Raw genomic sequence first — 23,531 nt, 5'->3', positions numbered from 1 at the left:
TCCCTCGTCTCTCCGCCGCTTCGCGGCTGCGCTCCTCAGTCCAGACACCGGCGCCCCCGAGCGGGTTGATGGCGACGCTGCGCGTCGCGGCTCGGGGGCTGGTAACCGGTGTCTTCCCTCGTCTCTCCGCCGCTTCGCGGCTGCGCTCCTCAGTCCAGACACCGGCGCCCCCGAGCGGGTTGATGGCGACGCTGCGCGTCGCGGCTCGGGGCTGGATACGTAAAGTTCCCGATGCGCGGGGCGGCGTGGCGGCTTAGCGTCTGCGGAGTCGAGAACCCCTCAGGCAAGGTGAGCCCATGCGCGTGCTGACCGTGTTCCTCTCCGCCTTCCTGTCCACCGTCGCGTCGGCCGCGACCTTCACCGCCTCCGCGGCGGGGCCCGCCGCGGCCGTGACCAAGCCGCCGCCCACCCGGACCGACGTCGTCTACCAGCGAGCCGCCTTCCCCTCGGGCGTCAAGGAGGGCGTGAGGGCCGAGGACACCCTGGCCTTCGCCTCCGCCGCCGGAACCACCTCCTACACCGACGCCCTGGGCACCCGTACCTGGGAGTACGCCCGCTGGACCGGCCCCGAGCGAGGGGTCGGCTTCTCCGCCACCGAGCTGGTCGCCTCCTGGACGGCCGACACCCCGGCCGGGAGCTGGGTGCAGGTCGAGATGCGCGGACGCAACGCCGCCGGGCTGAGCAAGTGGTACGTCATGGGCCGCTGGGCCTACGGCGAGGGCGACATCCGCCGCACCTCGGTCTCCGGGCAGGGCGACGCCGACGGCACCGTCTCGGTCGACACCTTCGTCGCCGCGTCGGGACGGCCGATCACCGCCTACCAGCTGCGCGTCACGCTGCACCGCACGCCCGGCTCCACCGTGGCCCCCGTCGTGCGGAGTCTGGGCGCGATGGCCTCGGCCGTCCCTGAGCGCAAACGCGTGACGGCCAGCCCGGGTGGCCCGGCGTGGGGAATCGAGCTGAACGTGCCGCGCCGCTCCCAGAACGTCCACACGGGCCACTACCCCGAGTGGGACGGCGGCGGCCAGGCGTGGTGCAGTCCGACCTCCACCACGATGGTGCTCGGCTACTGGGGCGCCTGGCCCAGTGAGGAGGACACCTCCTGGGTGGACCCGTCCGACCCCGACCCCGAGGTCGACCACGCCGCCCGCCACACCTACGACCACGCCTACCAGGGGGCAGGCAACTGGCCCTTCAACACCGCCTATGCCGGGCGGTACGGCATGGAGGGCTTCGTCACCAGGCTGCGGTCGCTGACCGAGCTGGAGCGCTTCATCGCCGCGGGCATTCCGGTGATCACCTCCCAGTCGTTCAAGGAGAACGAGCTGCCCGGCGCCGGCTACGGCACCGACGGCCACATCATGGTGATCGTCGGGTTCACCGCCACCGGCGACGTGATCGCCAACGATCCCGCCTCACCGAGCGACGACGCGGTGCGCCACGTCTATCCGCGGGGCGACTTCGAGAACGTGTGGCAGCGCAGCTCCAGCAGCGGCGGCATCGTCTACGTCATCCACCCGCCGGGTCATGCCCTGCCCGCCGCAGAACCGGGCCTGCCCGCCAACTGGTGAGGGCCCCGGGAATCCGTACGGCCGGCCGTACGGATTCCCGGGCTCCCGCCGCCCGGGGCACGCAGGCCACCGGCTCTTCCGGCGGTGTGAGCGGGGGTGCCACGCTCAGCCGTGTCATGGCTTCCCGGCAGCCGCCCCGGGCGATGGCCCCAGCAGTGGCAGGGCCTTCACCCGGGGCGATGCCGGGTGAGTGGAGGTACGGGAGCTCAGCCGTCGACCGTGACCGAGGCGAACCGGTAGTTCGTGTAGCCGTTCTCGTCTCCGGAGTGCCTCCGGCCGGTCATGACGTGGTAGGGGCTCGCCGACACGGAGTGGTTGCTCTCACGCAGATTCGAGCTCCACGGCGCGGAGACGAGGCGCAGCTGCCTGCCCTGCCACCACAGCGCGCCCGACTCGTAGTTCGTGTAGCCGTTCTCGTCTCCGGCGTGCCACCGGCCGGTGATGACCCGGTTGTCGGAGGTCTCGTAGAACGAGCTGCTCTCCTTCTGGCTGGGGCTCCAGCTTCGGGACTCCACCGTCACCTGTTCGCCGTTGATGAGGATCCGGCTGCAGGAGTACTTCGTGTAGGCGTTCTCGTCTCCGGAGTGCGCACGGCCGGTCATCACCTGGTTGGCGGGGCAGGTGACATGGGCGCCCGCTGATTCCTTGACACTGATGACGTTCTGGAGCTGGACCTCGACCGTGTAGACCGCGGCGCTGGCGGGAGCCGTCGGCACCAGCGCCAGGGTGGACAGAGCCGCCGTCGCCGTCGCCGCGAGCAGAGCCTTCTTGGTCATTTTCACGTTCCTCGGTTTCCTTTCGGACGTCGTTCCGGATGATGAGAACGCATGTGGCGGCGGTTCACGCCGGCCGCCGGGACCGGACGGTGCGCCGATCCCGCCCACATGACGCCTGCGTACGGGGGAGAGCCGCCGCAGGCGGTGTCGATCTCGATCTCATGGTGGCCGCCGCCGGTCCACCGGGGCGTCCTTCCCGCGGGGGAGCGCTGATCGGCCGCGCGAATTACTCCCCGCACTGCATTCCGCAATAAGTGGCAATAAAAAAGGCAATAAAGGAAAACCGAAATGAACAGGCGGGTCGCATTCCTGTCGGCGGCCTTCCTCCCGGGCCAACCGGCGACGCCTCCTCCGGGGTTCCTCGTTTGAGGACGACTCAGGGGGTAAGAGGGACGTCGTCGCAGCTCAGGCGTGGCTGTGTGACACGCCGTCCGGCGTCCCGATAGGAGGAGAGCGATGAAGGCCCTTACCTGGCACGGCAAGCGAGACGTACGTGTCGAGGACGTTCCGGACCCGGTGATCAAGGAACCCACCGACGCGATCATCAAGGTCACCACGACCGCGATCTGCGGTTCCGACCTCCACCTTTATGAGGTGCTGGGACCGTTCCTCGGGCAGGGGGACGTCCTCGGGCACGAGCCGATGGGCGTCGTGGAGGAGGTCGGTGCGGAGGTCACGCACATCAAACCCGGTGACCGGGTCGTCGTCCCGTTCAACATCTCCTGCGGCCGCTGCCACATGTGCGACATGAAGCTGTACGCCCAGTGCGAGACCACGCAGGTGCGCGAGTACGGCACCGGGGCCGCGCTGCTCGGCTACACCAAGCTGTACGGCCAGGTCCCCGGCGGGCAGGCCGAGTACCTCCGGGTCCCGCAGGCGCACTTCGGGCCGATCAAGGTGCCCGACGGGCCGCCGGACGAGCGGTTCGTCTACCTCTCCGACGTCCTGCCCACCTCCTGGCAGGCCGTGGACTACGCCTGCGTCCCCGACGGCGGCAGCGTCACGGTCTTCGGCCTGGGCCCGATCGGGCAGATGTCCGCCCGGATCGCCAAGCACCTGGGGTACCGGGTGATCGGCATCGACGCCGTACCCGAGCGGCTGGAGATGGCGCGCCGGCACGGCGTGGAGATCCTGGACTCCTCCGCGACCCCGGACGTGCCGGAGGCGGTCCGCGAGCTGACCGGCGGGCGGGGCACCGACTCCGTCATCGACGCGGTCGGCATGGAGGCGCACGGCTCCCCGGTCGCCAAGGTGGCCCAGACCGTCACCGGGCTCCTGCCCGACGCGATCGCCGCACCGCTGATGACCAACGCCGGCGTGGACCGGCTGGCCGTCCTTTACCAGGCCATCGACACGGTACGGCGCGGCGGCACGATCTCGGTCTCCGGCGTCTACGGCGGCGCGGCCGACCCGCTGCCGATGCTGAAGATGTTCGACAAGGGCATCACCTTGCGCATGGGTCAGGCGCACGTCAAGCGCTGGATCGACGACCTGATGCCGCTGGTGGCCGACGACTCCGATCCGCTGGGCGTCATGGACCTGGCGACGCACCGGCTGCCGCTGGCGGAGGCCCCGCACGGCTACGAGATCTTCCAGAAGAAGCAGGACGGGGCCATCAAGGTCCTCCTGAACCCCTGAGAGACCCCGAGAAGACGTCCCCCCTGAACAGGCGGGTCCCCGCGGACCCCGTACCCGAAGGAGATAGGCCATGGACGCCATCGTGCTGCTGAAGGACGACCACAAGACGGTCGAGAAGCTGTTCAAGGAGTTCGAGCAGACGGGCGAGACCGCTTACAAGAAGAAGCAGGAGATCGTCGAGAAGATCTCCCAGGAGCTGTGCCGGCACGCCTACATCGAGGAGGCGATCTTTTACCCGGAGGCGCGCGCCGAGGTGCCCGACACCTCCGACCACGTCCTCGAGAGCGTGGAGGAGCACCACGTCGTGGCCTGGCTGCTGTCGGAGCTGAAGGGGATGGACCCCAAGGACGAGCGGTTCGACGCCAAGGTGACCGTTCTCATCGAGAACGTGCGCCACCACGTCAAGGAGGAGGAAGAGGACTGGTTCCCCCAGGTCCGTGAGGCCCTGGGGCGCAACAGGCTCCAGGAACTCGGCGAGCGGATGGAGAAGGCCAAGGCCGAGGCTCCGTCCGACCCGCTGGCGCTGGCCAGCGCCCGCCAGTAGGGCGCCGGCGGCGCGGCGGGGCGTCGCCGGGGAGACCGGCGGTGGGAACACCGCCGGGAGCGCCCGTCAGGGCGCCTGAGACGACACGCGGGCCCCGGCCTCATCCGAGGCCGGGGCCCGCTTTTCCCGGAAGGCCGTCACGCCTGCCGGGGAATCTGCTCGGTGACCGTGAAGGCCACCCCTCCACCCTCGTCGACGTCGGCGTCCAGGGACTTGTCGTCGAGCAGGTCCGCCGCCTTGGGGTCCAGGAAGACGCGCGCTCCGCCCGTCTCGACCACCTTGTCCTCGGACTGCGGCCCTTCCACGATCGACAGCAGCAGAGAGTCCGTGCCGTCGCTCTGCGCGGAGATGCGGACCCCGGTGTCCGTCGACTCTCCGACCTGGGAGCTGAGATTCCGGATCACCTGTGCGGCGTTATCGGTCATTGTGAGCATTGCAACTCCTTGTCCGAATTGAGGTTGGACTCTCCGCCCTTGCCCGATTACGGCAGACCCAACACATGAACAGGCGGATTTCCCCTCATCCGCCGGTGTGGAGGCGTTCGAGGCGCTCGGCCGTCTTGCGCGCGGCGATCAGCACGGGATCCCACACCGGGGAGAACGGGGGAGCGTAGGCCAGGTCCAGGCCGGTCATCTCCTCCACGGTCATCCCGTGCCAGACGGCCAGTGCCAGGGCGTCGATCCGCTTGGCCGCACCCTCCTGCCCGACGATCTGGGCGCCCAGCAGGCGGCCGGTCCGGCGGTCGGCGATCATCTTGGTCCGCATCTCCCGTGCGCCGGGGTAGTAGTGGGCGCGCGTGGTGGAAGCCACGGTCTCGGTGACGAACTCGAACCCCGCCGCGGCGGCCTCGGTCTCGGTCAGGCCGGTGCGGGCCACCTCGTACTCGCAGATCTTGGACACGGCGGTCCCCACGACCCCGGGGAAGCTCGCGTACCCGCCTCCGATGTTGATGCCCGCCGCGCGGCCCTGCTTGTTGGCGTGGGTGCCCAGCGCGATCGCCACCGGCCTGCGGGAGACGCGGTGGAAGGTCTCGACGCAGTCGCCGGCCGCCCAGACGCCCTCGACCGGCGTGCGCATCCGCCGGTCGGTCCGGATCCCGGAGGTCTCGCCCACCGGGATGCCCGCGGCCTCGGCCAGCGCGGTGTTCGGGCGGGCCCCGAGGCCCAGTACGACCAGGTCGGCCCGTACGCTCCGGTCCCCGACGCACACCGCGTCCACCCGGCCGCCGGAGGTGGGGAAACCCGTCACACGTTCGCCGAGGAGCACCTCGACCCCCAGCCGGCGCAGGGCGTCGGCGACAAGGGCGCCCATGTCGGGGTCGAGCGTGCCCATCGGCTGCTCACCGGCCTCGACGAGCGTCACCGAAAGGCCCCGCCGCACCAGGGCCTCGGCCATCTCCAGGCCGATGTAGCCGCCGCCGACCACCGTGGCGGCGCGCGGGCGCTCCGCCCCCTCGGTCTCCACGGCCCGCAGCAGCGCGGCGCCGTCGTCCAGGGTCTGCACGCCGTACACGCCTTCGGCGTCGGCGCCGGGCAGGCCGGGACGGTTCGGCAGGGCTCCGGTGGCGACGACGAGCTGGTCGAACGGCTCCCGGTAGTCGCGGCCCTCCCCGTGGTCGCGCACGGTCACCGTCCGGCGGCCCAGATCGATCTCGGTGACCTCGCTGCGCAGGCGCAGGTCGATGGCCTGCTCGTCGCGGAACACCTCGGGCCGCCGGACGACGAGCTCCTCGACGCCGTTCACCTCGCCGCCCACCAGGTAGGGGATTCCGCAGGCTGAGTAGGAGGCGTGGAAGCCCTTCTCCAGGGCCACGATCCGCAGGTCGTCCGGGCCGCGCCGGTTCCGCGCCTGGGAGGCCGCGCTCATCCCCGCGGCGTCGCCGCCGATCACCACCAGCCGTTCCGTCATCGTCCCGCCCGTCTCGCAAGCCGTCAGTGTGCACCGCTGGGGAAGGGGTTCCTCCGCCCGCCCGTCCCAAACGGCATCGCCTCGATCATGGCGTGTCGCCCCGCCCCGCGGTAAGGGGGCTTGAGCGGCGTCGGAACGGCCGGTGGCGTCAACGACGTGCTGAGCATCCCGCTGTACGGCCCGCTCCGCCGTACGGGATCTCCACCGCCCGGCCGGGTACGGCCCGCCGCTACGGATGCTCGCCGCGCAGCGGCAACCGTGCGGTCACCCGCCACTCCTCCCCGGTGGCGCCGGCCTCCACGGCGCCGCCCAGCAGGGCCGCCCGCTCCCGCATCCCGGCCAGCCCCCGCCCGCCCCCGCCGCGCTCATCACCGTGACCGCGGCCGTGCGCGCCCGCGTGTGACGCCGGGGCACGGAGCCGGTTGCGCACGCTCAGCTCCAGGCGGTCGTCCCGTACGGCGACCGCCAGCCGTACCGCCCCCGCGCCGTGCCGGATCGCGTTGGTCAGCGCCTCCTGGGCCATCCGGTACGCCTCGCGGGACACCAGGGCGGGCAGCGCCGCGAGGTCGCCGTCGATCTCGGCGGCGGCTCCGGTGGAGCGGAGCAGTTCCGGCAGGTCGGCGAGGGTCCGCGCGGGGACGCGGTCGCCGCCCGCCTCCTCGCGCAGCACCCCCAGCACGTGGTCGAGGTCCTCCAGTGCCGCCCGGGCCGACTCCTCGACGGCGTCCAGCGCGGCCCGCGCCGCCTCCGGGTCGCGTTCCAGCAGCAGCCCGGCCGCGCCGGCCTGGACGGTCACCACGCTGAGCGCGTGCCCGACCGAGTCGTGCAGCTCGCGGGCGAGCCGGTTGCGGACGGCCAGCCGCCGGGCGCGCTCCTCCGTCGCGGCCAGCCGGTCGGCGGGGGAGGGGCCCAGCAGCACGGGGGCGAGCCGGGCCAGCAGCGCCCCGGTTCCCGACACCGCGTGGACCAGCAGCACCAGTGTCGCCACCCCGGCGGCCGGCCCCCAGGCGGAGTCCCATCCGGGTGCCAGGTGGCCGCCCAGGAATCCCAGCGGGTCGCCGAACACCGGCAGCAGGATCAGCCAGACGGCGAACGGCACCAGGGCGAGCGTCGCCCCCGCCATCACCGCGCCGGCCCCCAGGTGCAGGGTGAACCAGGCCGCGGTGCGCCGCCTCTCGGCCCAGGTACGCCCCGGCCGGTGCGGGGCCGGATCGACGCGGGCGCCCAGCAGGCCCCGCGCGGCCGTCAGTTCCAGCGCGCGCACCGGCAGGAACAGCCCGGTCGTCCCGATCAGGGGGAGCACGGCCGCGAAGACCAGCGGGTCTATGCTCACCAGCGGGTACGCCCGCGCCTCCAGCGCCCCCGTCAGGGCCGCGAGGATCGTCCCGACCATCATGTACGGCATGGCCAGCGCGCCGCCCAGGATCAGGCACGTCCAGCGGAGGTAGGTGGTCCGGTCGGCGAGTGGCGCCAGGATGCGTCTCACGCTCCCGATCCTCCCAACTCCCCGGAGCGGACGCCCTCCCGCCGGGAGGGGAGCCCGTCCCCCGGGCGGGGGACACCCGGAGGCGGTTCGGTACGCTCTGCCGAGCTGACGGCGGATGGCGATGGTCCGGGGGATTTCGGGATGAGCACGGTGGAGATCGTCCTGTTGCTGACGGCCGCGGCCGGGGCGGGATGGATCGACGCCGTCGTCGGCGGGGGAGGGCTGCTGCAACTGCCCGCGCTGATCGTCGCCGGGGTCTCGCCGGTCCAGGCGCTGGCCACGAACAAGCTCGCGGCCGTCTTCGGCACCTCCTCCGCCGCGGTCACCTATGCCCGCACCACGAAGATCGACCGCAGGGTGGCGGTGCCCGCCGGTCTGGCCGCGGTCGTGTTCGCCGGTCTCGGCGCGGCGTCGGCGTCGGCGATCTCCAAGGACGCGCTCACCCCGCTGGTCATGGCGGCCCTGCTGTGTGTGGCGCTGTTCGTCACCCTCCGCCCGGCATTCGGCTCCCACTCCCGCCCCCACCTGGGCACCCGTGCCAGGACGCTGGCCGCGGTCGCCGTCACCGGCGTGGCGGTCGCCTTCTACGACGGCATCCTCGGGCCCGGCACCGGCACCTTCCTGATCATCGCCTTCACCACGGTCCTCGGCATGGACTTCGTGCACGGCTCGGCGCATTCGAAGATCATCAACTCCTGCACCAACGTCGGGGCGCTGATCGTCTTCGCCTCCCAGGGGCATGTGCTGTGGCTGCTGGGGCTGGGAATGGCCGTCTGCAACATCGCCGGTGCCCAGGTCGGAGCCCGGATGGCGCTGCGCCGCGGCTCGGGGTTCGTGCGGATCGTGCTGCTGTGCGTGGTGTGCGCCATGGTGGCGAAACTCGGCTACGAGCAGTTCGTCGCCTGACATTTTGATCTACATAGTAAAGCAGGCTGGTCGGTTCAAACAGCAGACACAAGAGGATCCTGGCCTCACCGGAGAAGGTGAGGCCAGGACAAGGCCAGCGGCGCCGATGACCGGATCACGGCACGAGACGCCGGAGAACACGCGGAAGCGCCTTCCTTCTCATCCGGAGGCGATCGACGGGGTCACGAGTCCACTCCTTCCGGCACCGGCCGATACCGGACGTCATCCGCCGGTGAGACGCCAGAGCGAGGTGACTTCCGCGGCTCGGGCGGCGTGGAGGGGATCGGTGGTGTCCCTCGCCCGTGGATGCCGCGGCCCGGTGTCGATCCTGTCCACCGCGCGCCCGTCGGGGAAGAGGGCGGGGCCCACGATGTCGATGCGCCCGGTGAGGCGCAGCCGGCGGACGTTCTCGTGTGCGCAGGCCAGGGCGCGCGGGCTGATGTCCGTGGCCACGACGCGGTCGATGCCCCGGCGGGCCAGGACGGCGGCGAGCACTCCCGTTCCGGTGCCGAGGTCGAACGCGGTGCGGCGGTCCGCGTGGCGGTCCGCCGGTGCGGGGAGCGGCGCGTGTGCGACGAGGTCGACGTATTCCCCCTGACGGGAGAGAACACGCCGTAGTGCGGGTGGATGCGGGCGTGGAGGGCCGGTGCCTCCACGCCTTTCATGCGCCACTGATGTGCTCCGATCACGCCCAGCAGTTCGGTGAGCGAGACGGCCGTCGGCTCGGACGGCGGGCCGTACGCTTCGGTGCAGGCCCGGCGTACATCGGGGGCTCTGCGCAGGTTCAGGCGGTGGTCGCCCTCCAGCAGGACCAGGAGCCTGCCCGGCACGCGGGCACGGTGGCCGCGGGCACGGCGGTACAGGTGGAAGGACTCCGCCGGGCTGTCGCCTCGCCGGTGAGGTTTCCGGTCGATCCGGCGGCTCATCGCCTGAAGCAGCCGCCGCGCGTCGTGGAAGTCACCCCGCCACAGCAGGCCGGTGCCTTCACATGCCAGCCGGTAGGCGGTGTCGGCTTTCGTACGGTCGTCGGCGCTGATGACCCGGCGGGGCGGTGGAGCCGCGCTCTCGGAATGCCAGTGGGCGGAACAGGGGGTGTTCGTCTCGGTCCAGCGGATCGTGGACACCACGTACTCCTCGTGATCGAACGTGCGGGGACACGAAGAGCACTTCGACGAGGAGCGGGAGAAACGGCCCGTGCCGTGGCATGGGGGGTGTCAGGGCAGGGGGCTACCGCTCCTGCGTCGAAGCGCGGGAGGAGAAGTCGCCGAGCACCATGCCGAGTGTCATGACCGGTCCTTTCGGAGGGATGACATGAGAGGTTCGCGCAGATCTTTTCCGTGGGCGAACCGTGGGCGAGTCGCCGGCGATGGGACAGACTTGGCCGGGTGACGCATGGAGACGACGCGGCGACCGTCCACGCCTGGGCCGCTCTGGAAGGGCCGGTGGAACTGGCCGAGGGGGTTTCGTACGAGGGGGCGGGCGACGTCCTGCCGGCCCGGCTGCCGGTGCGGGAGCTGGCCCGGGCGAGCGTGGGCGTGTGCTCGCTGGCGGCCGCGGAACTGCTGGCGCGGCGCAACGCGGTGCCGGTGCCGGCCGTACGGGTGTGGGAGGCGGCGGTGGCCACGGCGTTCGTCAGCGAACGCCACCTGCGGATCGACGGCCGGGCCCCGGTGGCCTTCGCGCCGCTCTCCGGTTTCTGGCGCGCGGCCGACGGCTGGGTGCGCACCCACGCCAACTACCCGCACCATCGCTCCCGGTTGCTGGACGCCCTGGGCATCGGTGACACGGGAGACGACCGGGCGCTGGCGGGGGTGCTCGCGGACGAACTGGCGCTGCGCCCGGCCCGGTGGATCCAGGAGACCGTCTACGAGGCCGGTGGCCTGGCCGTGGCCGTGGCGCCTCCCGGCGGGGCGGCGCGTCCCCTGGTCGAGACCCGGCCCGCCGGGGAGGGCCGCCCGCGAGCCCTGGCGCCGGCGCCGTTGCCGGCCGCCGGGGTGCGGGTCCTGGACCTGACCCGGGTCATCGCCGGTCCCGTCGCGACGCGCACCCTCGCCCTCCTGGGCGCCGACGTGCTCCGCGTCGACTGCCCCCGGCTGTCGGAGGGCGCGGACGCCCACGCCGACACCGGGATGGGCAAGCGCTCGACGCGGCTGGACCTGTCCGACGGCGGGGACCGCCGCGTCTTCGCCGATCTTCTCGACTCGGCCGACGTCGTGGTCCTCGGTTACCGGCCCGGCGCGCTGGAGGCCCTGGGTCTCGACGCGCTCCTCGCCCGGCGTCCCGGCCTGATCGTCGCCCGGTTGTGCGCCTGGGGCTGGTCGGGGCCGTGGGCGGCGCGGCGCGGTTTCGACAGCCTGGTCCAGGCGGCGAGCGGTATCGCCGTGATCGAGGCGGGGGCCGACGGCCGTCCCGGCGCGCTGCCCGCGCAGGCGCTGGATCACGGGACCGGATATCTGCTGGCCGCTGCGGTCCTGCGGGCGCTGAGCGACCGGCAGCTCACCGGCCGCGGCCGCCGGCTTCGGCTCTCCCTCGCGGGCACCGCCTCCTGGTTGCTGCACGGTGTCCGTCCCGCGCCGGTCGAGGGCGGCGGCTACGACCCGGGGCCCTGGCTGGCGGAGACCGCCTCGCCGTACGGGCCGCTGCGTCATGCCCTGCCACCGATCCGCTACGAGGGCGCGCCCCGGACGTGGAGCGGCCCGCCGACCCTGTGGGGCACGGATCCTCCCGTGTGGCGGGGCGAGGCGGGGGAGCGGGGCGGAGCGACCTCCTCCGGGTAGGCCGGGAACCGGCCGGAAGTACGGCCGGGCGCGGTGCGGATCGTGCTTTGGGCCCAGGGGGAGTGCCGGACCACTGGCCGGAGACGATGGTGGCGGCGATCGTCGGGGCCGTCCTCGCCGTGCAGTGGCTGTGGTCCGTCCTGTGGTTGCGGCGGTGTCGTCAGGGTCCGCTCGAGTGGCTCTGGCGCTGGGCCGCCTGGGCCCGCCGTCCGGCTCTGCTCCGCGCGTCCTGACCGCCGTCCGCCGCGCCTCACACCTCCGCGTCCCCGCCACCGGGTCGTGTCCGCCTGGCGCTCATCCGCCGCGCCTCCCGGTTCCGCCTCGTGCCCTCGCGGGCCGTCCTGCGTTCCCGCAACCCGTCCCGTGCTCCCGCGGGGGCCGGCGGAGAGCGGCGTCGTCGGTCGTCAGAGGCTTCTCGTCTCCGGGTCGTGGGCCAGGACGGTCCGGCCGCCGTCGACCGGGACGGTGGCACCGGTGATGAACCCGGCCTCCGGCGACAGCAGGTAGGCGACGGCGGTGGCGATCTCGTTCGCCTCGGCGACGCGGCCCAGGGGGTGCACGGCGGCCATCTGCTCCTCGACGCGGGCGGCGGCCTCCGGCTCCTGGGACGCCAGGAAGCCGGTGTAGCGCTCGGTGCGCACGGAGCCTGGCGCCACCGCGTTCACGCGGATGCCGCGCGGGCCGTACTCGACCGCCAGGGCGCGGGTCATCCCCTCGATGGCCGCCTTGGCGGTCACGTACGGCAGCGAGCCCGGGACCGCCTGGCGTGCCTGGTGGGAGGAGACGTTGACGATCGCGCCGGGCGTGGCGGCGGCGAGGAAGCGGCGGACCGCGGTGGCGCAGCCGGTCATGGCGGTCTCCAGGTTCGCCGCGATCAGGTCCAGGATCCGCCGGGTGGTGGCCGAGTGCACCGAGGCGTCCCGGAAGACGGCGGCGTTGTTGACCCAGCCCGCCAGCGGTGCCGCGGCTTCCGCGGTGTCGGCGGCCCGTTCCGTGACGCGCTCGTCGGCGGCGTCGCCCGCAAGGCCGATCAGCCGGTCGCCGAGCGGGTGGGCCGTGGTCCACGCCAGGGCGGCGGGGTCCTGCTCGATCACCACGACCGGATCCCCGGCGGCGGCGAGCCGCTCGGCCACCGCCCGGCCGATTCCCCGGCCCGCGCCCGTCACCACGTACGAACGGTTCATGTCTCTCCCTGTGCGACGGCGGCCTCCCTTCGCCGGGCCGCCGTTTCAGGCAACGGGATTCGCCCTCATTCCGTCAAGTGCTTTCATGAAAGCACTTCCGCGATAGGATCCCCTTGGGGATCGGATGTGACGGATGCGAGGAGGACGGTGTGAGCGGCCCGCCGACCATCTACGACGTGGCCACCCGGGCGGGCGTCAGCATCTCGACGGTGTCCCGGGTCCTCAACTCGCCCGGCGCTGTCAGCGAGCGGACCCGCCGCAAGGTGCTCGCCGCCGTGGACGCGCTCGGATTCACTCCCAAGCCGGACGCGGTGGCCAAGGCACGACGCGGTGTCGGCCGCGTCGGCGTGATCGCGCCCTACACCTCCTATCCGTCCGTGGCCCGCCGGCTCCGCGGCGTCCTGCGCGCCGTCGGTGACAGGCCGCTGGAAGTCGTCCTGTTCGACCAGGAGTCGGCCGCCGAAAACACCTCCCCGCTGCTGGCGAGCCTGCCCGTCACCGGACGGCTGGACGGCCTCATCGTGGTCAGCCTCCCCCTGGACGACGCGGTGGCCGATCGGCTCGCCGCCCTGCGGCTGCCCGCGGTCCTGGTGGACGTGCGTCATCCCGGTTTCGACTCGGTCCGCACCGACGACGCCGACGGGGGCCGCCTGGCCGCCGGGCACCTGCTCGGCCGTGGTCATCGCCGGTTCGGCTTCCTCGGCGAGGACCAGCGGTCCGATCGATACGTCTCGCCGTCGCGGCTCAGGCTCGGTGGATATCGTGCCGCGCTCGCCGAGGCCGGTCACGTCGTCGGTGAGGGCGACGTGCGCCTGGTGTGTCACCGGGCCGGGGAGGCCCTGGCCGCGGCCCGGGACCTGCTGGCTCGCGAGGATCGTCCGACGGCGGTGTTCGCCTCCGACGACGTCCTCGCCGCCGCGGTCCTGCGGGCGGCCCGCGATCTCGGCCTGGACGTGCCCGGGAGTGTCGCCGTGGTCGGCTTCGACGACGGCGAACCGGCCGAGATCATGGGTCTCACCACCGTTCGCCAGCCGCTGGAGGAGTCCGGCCGGGCCGCCATGGAACGCCTGATCCAGCAGCTGGGTCGTCGCACCGCTGCCAGGGACGTGGTCCTCGGGCTGGAACTGATCGCCCGCACCACGACCTGACCCCCGTGGGGAGAATGCCTTCCGCATCGCCTCGGGGACGCCGGGACGGTGTCTCGCGGCCGGTCCGGGGATCAGGCCGAAGAGCGGTGGTCGGCCAGGACACGGGCGAAGACGATGGTGAGGAGGCCGGCCAGGACGACCGACAGCAGGCCGACGCGCAGGCCGACGAGGTCGGCGACGGCTCCGACGAGCAGAGGGGACAGCAGGAAGCCGCCACGCAGAAGCCAGCTGACGATGGTCAGGCCGGTGCCCGGCGGCAGGCCGGGCAGTTCGTCGGCGGTGTGCATGGTGGCCGGGACGAGGGTGGCGACGCCGAGTCCGGCGAGGGCGAAGCCGGCCAGCGCCGCCGGGACGGAGGGCAGGGCCAGTGCCGCGCCCATGCCGGCGGCGGCCAGGGCGCCTCCCGCGCGGGTCACCGCGCGTTGCCCGAAGCGGTCCACCACGCGGTCGCCGGACAGGCGGCCGATGGTCATGGCGGTCTGGAAGGCCACGACGGCCAGACCGGCGGTGGCGGCGTCGGCGTGCAGGCCGGTGAGGAAGAGGGCGCCCCAGGACGCGCCGGCGTCCTCGGCCAACGCGCCGCACGCGGCCAGCACGCCGAGTACGGCGAGCATCCGCACCGCCGGGCCGGTGAACGAGCGCCGGTCCGCGCGCCGGGCGGACCCGGCCGTGTGGTCGCCGGCCGCGGCCGGCTCCAGGGCGCCGGAGCGCTCGGCGTCTTCCGGGCCCGGCAGCAGGAAGCGGTGGGCGACGACGGCCACGAGGCTGAGCAGCGCCGCGGAGATGCCGAGGTGGATCGCCAGGGGCAGACGGAGTCCCGCGGCGGCCGAGCCCATCAGGCCGCCCAGCACGGCGCCGACGCTCCACAGGCCGTGCAGCGAGTTGAGGATGGAGCGCCGGTAGAGCCGTTGCACGCGCAGGCCGTGGGCGTTCTGTGCGACGTCCACGATCGCGTCGAGCGCGCCCACGAAGAACAGCACGCCGCCGAAGGCCACCCAGTTCGGCACGAAGGGGACGGCCAGGGTCACGAGGGCGGTGATGACGATGCCGAAGGCCGCCGTGCGGGCGGAGCCGAAGCGGCGGATCGCGGCGCCGGCGAGCAGCCCCGCCAGCAGCGCGCCGATCGGGGAGCCGGCCACCGCGGTGCCGAAGACGGCGTTGCTGACGCCGAGGTCGGCCTTGATCTGCGGATAGCGCGGGACGATGTTGAAGAAGACGGCGCCGTTGGTGAGGAACAGCGCCGCGACGGCGGCACGGGCCAGACGTGCCTGGCGGGTGGGTGCGGTGGGAGGGGCGGTAGCGGGCATCGGCTTTCCGATCACGGTGGAGCAGGTGCGTGCGGGGAGCGGGGAGGGGGCCGGTGCGGGAGGCGTTGGAAGGGGGCCTCTGACGCAATCTTAGTGATCTACTTCGTAAAGGCGGGCGTTCTGAAAGAAATAGACAAAAAGGACAAAAATAATAGGCAACAAGAGATGATCAGAGGCGGGGTTGCGCCGGCGGCCTCCGGCGGCCCGCCCGGCGCGGTGGCCGGTGTGGGAGGGCTGACGGCTTCGGAGAGGCCGCCGATCGGGGCGGGGCCGGGCCGGGAGGCATGCGTGGCCCCGGTGCGCCACGAGGGGAGGGGGTTCGGCCGGGGCAAGGGCTGGGTGCTCCGGTCAGACGGTGCGGACGGTGACACCGGCGGCGGTGAGGGCGTCGTGTTCGCCCGGGGGGATGGCGGTGTCGGTGATGACGATGTCGAGGCGGTCGAGGGGGCAGACGGCGCCGAAGGCGGTGCGGGTGAACTTGCCGGAGTCGGTGGCGATGACGACGCGCCGGGCGGAGTCCATGGCGGCTCGTTTCACGGCGACGTCGGACAGGTCGTGGGCGGTAAGGCCGTGTTCGGCGGACAGGCCGCAGCAGCCGATGATCGCGGTGTCGAAGCGCAGGGATCGGATGGAGGTCTCGGTGAGGGGGCCGGAGAAGTTGAGTTCGCCGGGCCGTACCTCGCCGCCGGGGAGGACGAGGCGGATGCGTGGTGCGGTGGCGAGTTCGTCGGCGGACTGCAGGGAGAGGGGCAGGACGGTGAGGCGGCGGTCGCGGATGGCGCGGGCGACCTCCAGGTTGGTGGTGCCGCCGTCGAGGAGGACGGCTTCGCCGTCGGCGAGGAGGGTGGCGACTTCGGCGGCGATGCGGCGTTTGATGTCGGTCGCTTCGCGTTCGCGTACGCCGAAGGGGGGTTCCTCGCCGCGGAGCAGGAGGCTGATGGCGCCGCCGCGGACGCGTCTGACCACTCCTTGCTGGGCGAGTTCGTCGAGGTCGCGGCGGATGGTCATCTCCGAGACGGCGTGTTCGGCGGCGAGTTCCGCCACCGAGACGGTGTCGTGGGCGCGTAGTTCGGACATGATGGCGCGCAGACGCTCTGAACTCTCCACGGGTTCATTTGAACATGATGTGTGTTCGTTCCGCAAGCCGGTGGGGTGAGTCCGGTCAGGTCGGTTCGGCGCTGAGGGTCTGTGCCACGGGCCGGCGGGCCGCGAGGGCCGGATGCGCGGGCGTGGCCGGCGCGGTGTCCCGCACCCTGCTCTCCAGTGGCTGGCTAATGGATAACGGTCAGCTGTCGGGAATGTCGAAACGCCGTCTCGTCCGATCGGCGGCCCGGGATCACGAATCGTCGTATGCGCCGCGTATATACCCTCGGTATATAGTGATCGTCATGACAGTCCCCTTGACGCTGCTGGGCCTCCTGGATCGTGAGCCCAGCTACGGGTACGACCTGAAACGCGACTACGACACCTACTTCGGCAGGGGCAGGCCGCTTCCCTTCGGGCAGGTCTACTCGACGCTCGGCCGCCTGGCCAGGGACGGAAAGGTCGCGGCCGGCGAGAGCGAGCCCGGCGACGGCCCCGACCGCAAGCGCTACGCCATCACCCCGCTGGGCAGGCGGGAGGTGGAGGAGTGGCTGGCCGAGCCGGCGGCGGCGGAGCCGTTCCTGCAGACGGTGCTGTTCACGAAGGTCGTGCTGGCGCTGATGCTGGGCCACGACGCGCAGGGTTTCCTCGACGTCCAGCGCGCCACGCACATGCGGCGCATGCGCGAGCTGTCGGAGATCAAACGCGGCGGCGCCCTCGTGGACGCCCTGCTGGCCGACCACGCCATGTTCCATCTGGAGGCCGACCTGCGCTGGATCGACGTGACCGCGGCCCGGCTGGGCGCGCTGGCGGAGACGGTGCGCGGCGCATGACCGTCGACGCCCTTCCCGTGCCGGGCCCGCTGCTGGAGGCCCGCTCCGTCGGCCGCTCCTACGGCCGGACGCCGGCGCTGCGCGAGGCGAGCCTGTCGGTGACGGCGGGGGAGATCCTGGCGATCATGGGGCCGAGCGGGTCCGGCAAGTCCACGCTGCTGCACTGCCTGGCCGGCATCTTCACCCCCGACGCGGGCGAGGTCTGGTTCGACGGGCGGCGGCTGGACACCCTGAGCGACGCCCGGCGGTCGGAGCTGCGCCGTACGGCGTTCGGCTTCGTCTTCCAGTTCGGCCAGCTGGTGCCGGAGCTCACGGTGGCCGACAACGTCGCCCTGCCGCTGCTGCTCGGCAGGGCCGGGCGCAGGCGGGCCTACCGGCGGGCGGACGACTGGCTGGAGCGGCTGGAGCTGGACGGCCTGCGCGGGCGGCGCACCGGCGAGCTGTCCGGCGGACAGGCACAGCGGGTGGCGATCGCCAGGGCGCTGGTGACGCGGCCCAAGGTGGTCTTCGCCGACGAGCCCACCGGAGCGCTCGACTCGCTCACCGGCGAGAAGGTCATGGAGCTGCTCGTCGGCCTGGCCCGCCAGGAGGGCACGACCGTGATCGTGGTGACGCACGACGCCCGCGTCGCCGCCTGCGCCGACCGGGAGGTCATGGTGCGCGACGGCAGGGTCACCGACCCCTACGCGAGCGGGGTCCTGCGATGACGCTCCGGCTGGGCCTGCGGCTGTCGCTGCGCGGAGGCCGGGAGGCGGCCGTCCGGCTGGTGCTCGTCGGCGCCGCCGTCGCGATGGGGGTGACGGTGCTGCTGTCCACGGTGGCGCTGTTCAACGCCTTCCGGGCCACCGCGGACCGGCCGTGCTGGGAGTGCACGACCGGATCGGCGCCGGGCGGCCGGGCACTGGGCGCCACCCCCGGCGCCGTGCTGTGGAACCACCGCCGGGATTCCTACGCCGGCCGCCCGATCAAGCGGCTCGACGTCGCCGTCCTCGACGCGCGGGCGCCCGCGCCGGGCGTTCCCGGTCTCTCCGCGCCGCCGGCCGCGGGGCGCTACCACGTCTCGCCCGCGCTCGCCGAGCTGATGGACGCGGTGCCGCGCGAGCAGCTCGCCGACCGCTTCCCGGGCGTCCGCGCCGGCCTCGTCGGGCGGGCGGCGCTGTCCGGCCCGGACGACCTGGTCGCCGTCGTCGGCCGGACCCCCGCCGAGCTGGCCGCGATGGCCGGCACCATGGCAGTCGACGCCGCCGACGTCGCCGCCGCCCCGGCCGCCGACGACACCGCCGCCCTGTACGGGCACGGCTTCGGCATCGCCGCGATCGGTCTGGTCTTCCCGCTGCTCGTCCTCGTCGGCACGGCCACGCGCCTGGCCGCCGCCCGCCGCGAGGCGCGGTTCGCCGCGATCAGGCTGGCCGGCGCCACCGCGCGGCAGATCAGCGTGATCGCCTCGGTGGATGCGGCCCTCGGCGCGCTGCTGGGCGCGCTCGCCGGCATCGCGGTCTTCCAGGCGGTACGGCCCGCCCTGGCCGGCGTCGCCGTCACCGGCTCGCGTTTCTTCCCCGACACGGTCGCGCCCACCGCGCTCCAGTACGCCGCCGTGGTCGCGGGTGTGCCGCTCGCCGCCGCGGGCGCCGCGCTGTGGTCGCTGCGCCGGGTGCGGATCACGCCGCTCGGCGTGGCGCGCAGGGTGCGGGCGCCGGCTCCGGGCTGGTGGCGGGTGCTGCCGCTGCCGGTGGGGCTGGGACTGCTGGCGGGCCCGGCGTTCGGGGGCGGTGATCCGGACGCGGTGCTCGCCGACGCCGGCCTGGTGCTGGTCATGGCCGGTCTCGTGGCGGCCGGGCCCTGGCTGACGATGCTGGCCGCGCGGCTGGCCGCCCGCCTCACCCCCGGCGCGGCGACGCTGCTGGCCGCGCAGCGGCTGGCGGCCGACCCGAAGGCGGCCTTCCGGCCGGTGAACGGGATCGTGCTGGCGGTCTTCATCGGCACGGCCGTCGCCGGCATCGTCCCCGCCGTCGTCTCGGGCCAGGAGACGGCGGGCGGCGGCACGCTGAACGAGGTCCTGCGGGTGTCGTTCGGGTACGCCGACGCCGCTCCGGGCCGGCCGCTGCCGCCCGGCACGGCGGACGAGCTGCTCGCCGGGCTCCGCGCCCACCCCGGGGTCACCGTGCTGCCGATCCACCGCAGGACCGGGCAGCCGGCCCCGCCCGGCGGACCCCCGCCGTGCGACCCGGGCCCCGGCTGCCGGCCCGACTTCATGCTCGGGCAGGTGGTCGCGTGCGACGCCCTGGCCGGTTTCCCGGCGCTCGGCCGCTGCGCCCCGGGCGCCCGCACGGTGGCGGCCGACTTCAACCGGCTGCTGACCAGTGACAACATGCTCAGCGTCGGCCGCAACCTGCCGATCGTGGACGCCTCCAGTCCCGCTGCGAGCCCCGCCTCCGGCCCGGCCGGCCTGTCCCTGGCGGCGGTGCTGGTCCGCGTGGACGACCCGGCCGTCCGCGAGCGGATCCGCACGCTGCTGGCCCCGTACGTCGCCCGCTCGGGCAGCGCCGAGACGCCGCTGACGTTCGCCGAGGTCGCCCAGGCGCGCGCGGTGCTGCTGGACCAGGCCGAACGGGTGGCACTGGCCATCGTCGCGCTGACCCTGCTGGTGGCGGGCTGCGGCCTGCTGGTCGCGGTCGCCGGAGGCGTGGTGGAGCGCAGGCGGCCCTTCACGCTGCTGCGGCTGTGCGGCACGCCGATGCGGACCCTGTCCGGCGTGGTGCTGCTGGAGACCGCGGCGCCCATGGTGCTGGCCGCGCTGGTGGCGGCGGGGGCGGGCCTCGGCGTGGCCGGGCCGGTGATCGACCTGCTGAGGATCAGGAGCGCGCCGGCGGCGTTGCCCGGCCCCGCCTACTTCCTGACCGTCGGCGGCGGGCTGCTGGCCGCCCTGCTGGTGATCCTCGCCGGTCTGCCGCTGCTCAGGCGTGTGACCGCGCCCGAGGGCGCCCGCTTCGAATAGGACCCCCGATGATGATGATGCGTGTCAGGCGGCTGTCCGCGCTCCTCGTGGCGGCCCTGGCCGGCGCCCTCCTGACGGCGGCGCCCGCGCCGGGACAGGCCCAGCGCTACGGCGGCGTCCCGGCCCCGAGCCCGGCGGGCGGCGTCCGCGGTCATTCCTCGATGGCGCCGCCCACGGCCCGTAGATGGTCGCGGAAGGTCAGCGAGGGGTTCTGCCGCCGCCCGGCGAGGAAGGCGCCGAAGCGCACCTGATCGCGCAGGGTGTCTCCGCCGCGGATCCGGTCGGCCTGACGCCGCTCGGTGTCGCGGATCGCCTCGGCCAGGGTGAGGAGTTCCCCGGCGCGTCCGGCCGGGACGAACAGCACGCCGTCGTCGTCGCCCAGGACCAGGTCGCCGGGGCCCACCGTCCACTCGCCCACGTCCGCCGACTCCAGGGCGCCCGGGGGGCGTTCGTCCAGGCGCAGCGGCCCGGTGGGCAGGGCTCCCAGGCTGAAGACGGGCAGCCCGATCCGCTGGATGTCGGCGGTGTCGCGGTGCAGCCCCCAGATCACGATCCCGCCCAGCCCGGCGGCGCGGGCCTCCAGGACCACCAGGTCGCCGACGCACGCCTCGTCGAGGCGGCCGCCGTTGTCGGCCACCAGCACGTCGCCCGGCGCGGCCCGCTCGAACGCCTCCAGGAAGACGTCGACGCTGCCGGCGTGCCGGGCGGGGGCCACCCGCCCGGCCAGGCGGTCGCCGGGTGTCACCGCGCGCAGGGCGGCGGGCGCGCACCGCACCGGGACGCCGGCGCGGATGCACGCGTCCGCCAGGTGGGCGGTGGTCAGAGCGGTGAACCGCTTGTGAAGCTCCTGGTGGTCCATGGCCGTGCTCCCCTTCCGCCGCCCGCCGCGCCGCCGCCCGCCGCGCCGGACGCCTGCCGTGCCGCCCACCGTGGCGTCACCCGGCGCGCCGCCGCCTGATGCCGTCGCCACCGAGACTGGCACGGCCGGGGGCCGGGATCAACGAGCCCGCCCCCGGCCGTTCCGCGGTCCTCCTCCCTACACCACGGCTCCGTTGCCCTCCCGGCGGGCACGCGGCCGGGGCGGCTCGGGCGGCGGCTGCGAGCTGAACCGCTCCAGCTCGATCGCCAGCGGCCCGGCGACGAACGACGACGACGCCGTGCCGGCCACGATGCCGATGATGAGCGCGAGGGCGAAGTCACGCAGGGTGTCGCCACCGAGGACGGCCAGCGCGACGAGGATGAACAGGGCGCCGAGCCCGGTGTTGACCGTACGCGGGACGGTCTGCAGGATCGCGGCGTTGACGACGTCGGCGAAGCGGTCCCCGCGCCGCGCCTGCCACAGCTCCCTGACCCGGTCGAAGACCACCACCTTGTCGTTGATCGAGTAGCCGACGACGGTGAGCATGGCGGCCAGGAACACTCCGTCGACGGGTTTGCCCAGCCAGGCGAAGACTCCGACGACGGCGGCGGTGTCCACGACAAGGGCGAGGACCGCGGCGGTGCCGAACGTCCAGCGGAACCTGACCGCCAGGTACAGCAGCTGGGCCGCCAGCGCCACGGCGAGCGCGACGAGCGCGTTGCGGCGCAGTTCCTCGCCCAGGCTCGGGCCGATGAGCTCGTCGCGCTGCTTGGTCACCTCGCCGAGGTCGCGGTCCAGTGACCGTTTGATGCGGGCCACGTCGTCGGCGCTGATCTGCCCGGCGCGTACGGAGACCGTGGCGCCGGAGGCGTGCACGACCGCCGCGGGGTGCCCGGCTTCGGCCACGGACCGCCGGGCCGTCTCGGCGCTCACCGGTGCGGCGGCGGTGAACTCGACGAGCCGGCCGCCGGTGAACTCGACGCCGAAGTTCAGGCCGTGCAGGACCGGCCCGCTGACGGCCAGGACCAGTCCGGCGGCGGCCAGGGCCAGCCAGCGCCTGCCGCGGGACATGAGGCGTGGTTCGCGTTCGGCGATCCAGGTCCGGACGCGTCCCTGCGTGGCCAGCCCCGACAGCCGGGGCCCGACCCTGCCGACGAGCGAGTGGGCCAGGACGCGGGTGATGAGCATCGCCGAGACCAGCGAGGCGAGCACGCCGATGGCCAGGGTGACGCCGAAACCGCGCACCGGCCCGGAGGCCAGCCAGAACAGCAGTCCGGCGGCCAGCAGTGTGGTGATGTTGGAGTCGGCGATGGCGCTCCAGGCGTTCCTGAAGCCCGCGTCCAGGGCCGCGCGCAGGCCCCGCCCGGGTGCGCGGCCGTACTCCTCGCGGGCCCGTTCGAACACCAGCACGTTCGCGTCCACCGCCATGCCGATGGCCAGCACGAACCCGGCCAGGCCGGGCAGCGTGAGCGTCGCGCCGAACGCCAGCAGCGCGGCGTAGGAGATGAGACCGTAGGCGGCGAGCGCGACGGCGGCCAGCAACCCCGACAGCCGGTAGACGGCGACGACGAACAACGCGGTGAGCAGGACCCCGGCGACGGCCGCTTCGGCGCTGGCCTCGATGGCCTCGGCGCCGAGGGTGGGGCCGACGGTCCGCTGCTCGATCAGTGCGAGGGGGACGGGCAGGGCGCCGCCCTTGACGAGCACCGCCAGGTCCTGCGCCTGCTGGTGGGTGAAGGAACCGGTGATCTGCGTGGACCCGCCCGGGATGCCGGTACGGCAGGGCACGGACGTGTCCACCTGGGGTGAGGAGATGATCTCCTTGTCCAGCACGATCGCGACCCGGCGCCGATCGTCGCCCGGGTCGTGGCAGGCGGCGTCGCCGGTCAGCCGCTGCCAGGCGGCGGCGTCGCGGAAGTCGACGGTGACGAACCAGGCCGGTCCCTGCTGGGGGTCGTTGCGGGCGGCGGCGTCGCTCACCCCGTCCCCGGTGATCGCGACGGGGCCGAGCCGCAGCCGCCGCCCGGACTCGTCGGCCAGGACCTGCCCGGCTCTGGCCGCACCGGGGTCGTCTCCGGAAGCGGCGCCGGAGCCGGAGCCGGGGGCGGGGCCGGTGGCGGGGTCGGTGGCGGGGTCGGCCTGGCCGAGCACCGGGTGGAAGGTGAGCTGCGCCGTCCTGCCGATGACCTGGGCGGCCTGGCGCGGGTCGAGCACGCCGGGCAGTTCGACGATGATCCGCCGCTCGCCGGAGCGGACCAGGGTGGGATCGACCACGCCGAGCGCGTCGGCGCGGCGGCGCAGCACGTCCAGGGCGCGGTCGGTGGCCTCGGCGTCGGCCTTGGCGGTGGGGGAGTCGCGGGTCTCGAAGACCAGCTGGGTGCCACCGCGCAGGTCCAGGCCCAGGCGTGGCGATGCGGTGACGGTGAGTAATGCGGCGGTGGCGACGATGACGAACGCCGCCACCGCGCGCCACAGGGGCGCACGTGACATGGGAAGCCTCCACGGGCTGTCGACGG

21 protein-coding genes are annotated in these 23,531 nt (G+C 73.6%); 11 read left to right on the top strand and 10 right to left on the bottom strand.

Annotated features, from left to right (window positions below; all coding sequences use genetic code 11):
• The first annotated feature begins 296 nt into the window (after positions 1-296).
• Complete coding sequence (locus tag ACZ6W9_RS33525) at positions 297-1,571, top strand: C39 family peptidase (RefSeq protein WP_470121355.1); 1,275 nt, start codon at positions 297-299, stop codon at positions 1,569-1,571.
• A gap of 206 nt (positions 1,572-1,777) precedes the next feature.
• On the opposite strand, the gene ACZ6W9_RS33520 is transcribed toward ACZ6W9_RS33525, so the two are convergent.
• On the bottom strand, positions 1,778-2,347 hold the full coding sequence (locus tag ACZ6W9_RS33520; RefSeq protein ID WP_389968578.1) for a hypothetical protein: 570 nt from the start codon (positions 2,345-2,347) through the stop codon (positions 1,778-1,780).
• A 456-nt stretch (positions 2,348-2,803) separates the two neighbouring features.
• Between ACZ6W9_RS33520 and ACZ6W9_RS33515 the strand changes: the two genes are divergently transcribed.
• Together ACZ6W9_RS33515 and ACZ6W9_RS33510 are read left to right on the top strand one after the other, a co-directional pair.
• Positions 2,804-3,985, top strand: coding sequence for a zinc-dependent alcohol dehydrogenase (locus ACZ6W9_RS33515; RefSeq protein WP_389968576.1), 1,182 nt, complete (start codon positions 2,804-2,806; stop codon positions 3,983-3,985).
• Between the two features lie 70 nt (positions 3,986-4,055).
• Positions 4,056-4,529 (top strand): hemerythrin domain-containing protein, encoded by a 474-nt coding sequence (locus ACZ6W9_RS33510; protein WP_389968574.1) that lies wholly within the window; start codon positions 4,056-4,058, stop codon positions 4,527-4,529.
• 137 nt (positions 4,530-4,666) lie between these two features.
• Here the strand turns inward: ACZ6W9_RS33510 and ACZ6W9_RS33505 are convergent, their stop codons facing one another.
• The 3 genes from ACZ6W9_RS33505 to ACZ6W9_RS33495 form a co-directional block, all read right to left on the bottom strand.
• Positions 4,667-4,954 carry a Fe-S cluster assembly protein HesB gene (locus tag ACZ6W9_RS33505; RefSeq protein ID WP_470121353.1) on the bottom strand — a complete coding sequence of 96 codons (288 nt, stop codon included), beginning with the start codon at positions 4,952-4,954 and terminating at the stop codon, positions 4,667-4,669.
• Between the two features lie 94 nt (positions 4,955-5,048).
• Positions 5,049-6,437 (bottom strand): FAD-dependent oxidoreductase, encoded by a 1,389-nt coding sequence (locus ACZ6W9_RS33500; RefSeq protein WP_389968570.1) that lies wholly within the window; start codon positions 6,435-6,437, stop codon positions 5,049-5,051.
• 229 nt (positions 6,438-6,666) lie between these two features.
• Positions 6,667-7,923, bottom strand: coding sequence for a histidine kinase (locus ACZ6W9_RS33495; RefSeq protein WP_470121352.1), 1,257 nt, complete (start codon positions 7,921-7,923; stop codon positions 6,667-6,669).
• Between the two features lie 141 nt (positions 7,924-8,064).
• Between ACZ6W9_RS33495 and ACZ6W9_RS33490 the strand changes: the two genes are divergently transcribed.
• Positions 8,065-8,829 (top strand): TSUP family transporter, encoded by a 765-nt coding sequence (locus ACZ6W9_RS33490; protein ID WP_470121350.1) that lies wholly within the window; start codon positions 8,065-8,067, stop codon positions 8,827-8,829.
• A gap of 222 nt (positions 8,830-9,051) precedes the next feature.
• On the opposite strand, the gene ACZ6W9_RS33485 is transcribed toward ACZ6W9_RS33490, so the two are convergent.
• Entirely contained in the window at positions 9,052-9,324 is a 273-nt protein-coding gene (locus ACZ6W9_RS33485) for a hypothetical protein (protein ID WP_389968564.1), read from the bottom strand.
• Between the two features lie 510 nt (positions 9,325-9,834).
• On the opposite strand from ACZ6W9_RS33485, the gene ACZ6W9_RS33480 reads away from it, so the two are divergent.
• The 3 genes from ACZ6W9_RS33480 to ACZ6W9_RS33470 all read left to right on the top strand — a co-directional run bounded on the left by ACZ6W9_RS33480 (position 9,835) and on the right by ACZ6W9_RS33470 (position 11,839).
• Positions 9,835-9,969 (top strand): hypothetical protein, encoded by a 135-nt coding sequence (locus tag ACZ6W9_RS33480; protein ID WP_470121348.1) that lies wholly within the window; start codon positions 9,835-9,837, stop codon positions 9,967-9,969.
• Positions 9,970-10,214: 245 nt separating this feature from the next.
• Positions 10,215-11,606: a CoA transferase gene (locus tag ACZ6W9_RS33475; protein WP_470121346.1), complete on the top strand. Its 1,392-nt coding sequence runs from the start codon at positions 10,215-10,217 to the stop codon at positions 11,604-11,606.
• A 47-nt stretch (positions 11,607-11,653) separates the two neighbouring features.
• Positions 11,654-11,839 carry a DUF418 domain-containing protein gene (locus ACZ6W9_RS33470; RefSeq protein WP_470121344.1) on the top strand — a complete coding sequence of 62 codons (186 nt, stop codon included), beginning with the start codon at positions 11,654-11,656 and terminating at the stop codon, positions 11,837-11,839.
• 171 nt (positions 11,840-12,010) lie between these two features.
• On the opposite strand, the gene ACZ6W9_RS33465 is transcribed toward ACZ6W9_RS33470, so the two are convergent.
• Complete coding sequence (locus ACZ6W9_RS33465) at positions 12,011-12,790, bottom strand: SDR family NAD(P)-dependent oxidoreductase (protein WP_470121342.1); 780 nt, start codon at positions 12,788-12,790, stop codon at positions 12,011-12,013.
• Positions 12,791-12,939: 149 nt separating this feature from the next.
• Between ACZ6W9_RS33465 and ACZ6W9_RS33460 the strand changes: the two genes are divergently transcribed.
• Positions 12,940-13,938 carry a LacI family DNA-binding transcriptional regulator gene (locus ACZ6W9_RS33460; RefSeq protein ID WP_389968556.1) on the top strand — a complete coding sequence of 333 codons (999 nt, stop codon included), beginning with the start codon at positions 12,940-12,942 and terminating at the stop codon, positions 13,936-13,938.
• Positions 13,939-14,009: 71 nt separating this feature from the next.
• Here the strand turns inward: ACZ6W9_RS33460 and ACZ6W9_RS33455 are convergent, their stop codons facing one another.
• Both ACZ6W9_RS33455 and ACZ6W9_RS33450 read right to left on the bottom strand, forming a co-directional pair.
• Positions 14,010-15,245, bottom strand: coding sequence for an MFS transporter (locus tag ACZ6W9_RS33455; protein ID WP_389968554.1), 1,236 nt, complete (start codon positions 15,243-15,245; stop codon positions 14,010-14,012).
• Between the two features lie 348 nt (positions 15,246-15,593).
• Positions 15,594-16,352 carry a DeoR/GlpR family DNA-binding transcription regulator gene (locus ACZ6W9_RS33450; RefSeq protein WP_389968552.1) on the bottom strand — a complete coding sequence of 253 codons (759 nt, stop codon included), beginning with the start codon at positions 16,350-16,352 and terminating at the stop codon, positions 15,594-15,596.
• A gap of 281 nt (positions 16,353-16,633) precedes the next feature.
• Here ACZ6W9_RS33450 and ACZ6W9_RS33445 point away from each other — a divergent pair, with 281 nt between their 5' ends.
• From ACZ6W9_RS33445 to ACZ6W9_RS33435, 3 genes are read left to right on the top strand one after another with little or no spacing between them, the layout of a single operon-like run.
• Positions 16,634-17,161 carry a PadR family transcriptional regulator gene (locus ACZ6W9_RS33445; RefSeq protein ID WP_389968550.1) on the top strand — a complete coding sequence of 176 codons (528 nt, stop codon included), beginning with the start codon at positions 16,634-16,636 and terminating at the stop codon, positions 17,159-17,161.
• Entirely contained in the window at positions 17,158-17,868 is a 711-nt protein-coding gene (locus ACZ6W9_RS33440) for an ABC transporter ATP-binding protein (protein ID WP_470121338.1), read from the top strand. The genes ACZ6W9_RS33445 and ACZ6W9_RS33440 overlap by 4 nt, the downstream gene beginning before the upstream one ends.
• Positions 17,865-20,156, top strand: coding sequence for an FtsX-like permease family protein (locus ACZ6W9_RS33435; protein ID WP_470121336.1), 2,292 nt, complete (start codon positions 17,865-17,867; stop codon positions 20,154-20,156). Before ACZ6W9_RS33440 ends, ACZ6W9_RS33435 begins: the two co-directional genes overlap by 4 nt.
• A gap of 151 nt (positions 20,157-20,307) precedes the next feature.
• Here the strand turns inward: ACZ6W9_RS33435 and ACZ6W9_RS33430 are convergent, their stop codons facing one another.
• Both ACZ6W9_RS33430 and secD read right to left on the bottom strand, forming a co-directional pair.
• Entirely contained in the window at positions 20,308-21,015 is a 708-nt protein-coding gene (locus tag ACZ6W9_RS33430) for an RraA family protein (RefSeq protein ID WP_389968544.1), read from the bottom strand.
• 177 nt (positions 21,016-21,192) lie between these two features.
• Entirely contained in the window at positions 21,193-23,505 is a 2,313-nt protein-coding gene (gene secD, locus ACZ6W9_RS33425) for a protein translocase subunit SecD (protein ID WP_470121334.1), read from the bottom strand.
• Between the last annotated feature and the right edge of the window lie 26 nt (positions 23,506-23,531).

This window comes from Streptosporangium sp. NPDC053982, assembly GCF_055585205.1.
This window is presented reverse-complemented; position numbering and strand designations above follow the sequence as displayed.

Excerpts from the sequence above, each read along its gene's own strand:
- ACZ6W9_RS33525 (WP_470121355.1), top strand. The coding sequence starts at position 297 with ATGCGCGTGCTGACCGTGTTCCTCTCCGCCTTCCTGTCCACCGTCGCG.
- ACZ6W9_RS33520 (WP_389968578.1), bottom strand. The coding sequence starts at position 2,347 with ATGACCAAGAAGGCTCTGCTCGCGGCGACGGCGACGGCGGCTCTGTCC.
- ACZ6W9_RS33515 (WP_389968576.1), top strand. The coding sequence starts at position 2,804 with ATGAAGGCCCTTACCTGGCACGGCAAGCGAGACGTACGTGTCGAGGAC.
- ACZ6W9_RS33510 (WP_389968574.1), top strand. The coding sequence starts at position 4,056 with ATGGACGCCATCGTGCTGCTGAAGGACGACCACAAGACGGTCGAGAAG.
- ACZ6W9_RS33505 (WP_470121353.1), bottom strand. The coding sequence starts at position 4,954 with ATGACCGATAACGCCGCACAGGTGATCCGGAATCTCAGCTCCCAGGTC.
- ACZ6W9_RS33500 (WP_389968570.1), bottom strand. The coding sequence starts at position 6,437 with ATGACGGAACGGCTGGTGGTGATCGGCGGCGACGCCGCGGGGATGAGC.
- ACZ6W9_RS33490 (WP_470121350.1), top strand. The coding sequence starts at position 8,065 with ATGAGCACGGTGGAGATCGTCCTGTTGCTGACGGCCGCGGCCGGGGCG.
- ACZ6W9_RS33465 (WP_470121342.1), bottom strand. The coding sequence starts at position 12,790 with ATGAACCGTTCGTACGTGGTGACGGGCGCGGGCCGGGGAATCGGCCGG.
- ACZ6W9_RS33455 (WP_389968554.1), bottom strand. The coding sequence starts at position 15,245 with ATGCCCGCTACCGCCCCTCCCACCGCACCCACCCGCCAGGCACGTCTG.
- ACZ6W9_RS33445 (WP_389968550.1), top strand. The coding sequence starts at position 16,634 with ATGACAGTCCCCTTGACGCTGCTGGGCCTCCTGGATCGTGAGCCCAGC.
- ACZ6W9_RS33440 (WP_470121338.1), top strand. The coding sequence starts at position 17,158 with ATGACCGTCGACGCCCTTCCCGTGCCGGGCCCGCTGCTGGAGGCCCGC.
- ACZ6W9_RS33435 (WP_470121336.1), top strand. The coding sequence starts at position 17,865 with ATGACGCTCCGGCTGGGCCTGCGGCTGTCGCTGCGCGGAGGCCGGGAG.
- ACZ6W9_RS33430 (WP_389968544.1), bottom strand. The coding sequence starts at position 21,015 with ATGGACCACCAGGAGCTTCACAAGCGGTTCACCGCTCTGACCACCGCC.
- secD (WP_470121334.1), bottom strand. The coding sequence starts at position 23,505 with ATGTCACGTGCGCCCCTGTGGCGCGCGGTGGCGGCGTTCGTCATCGTC.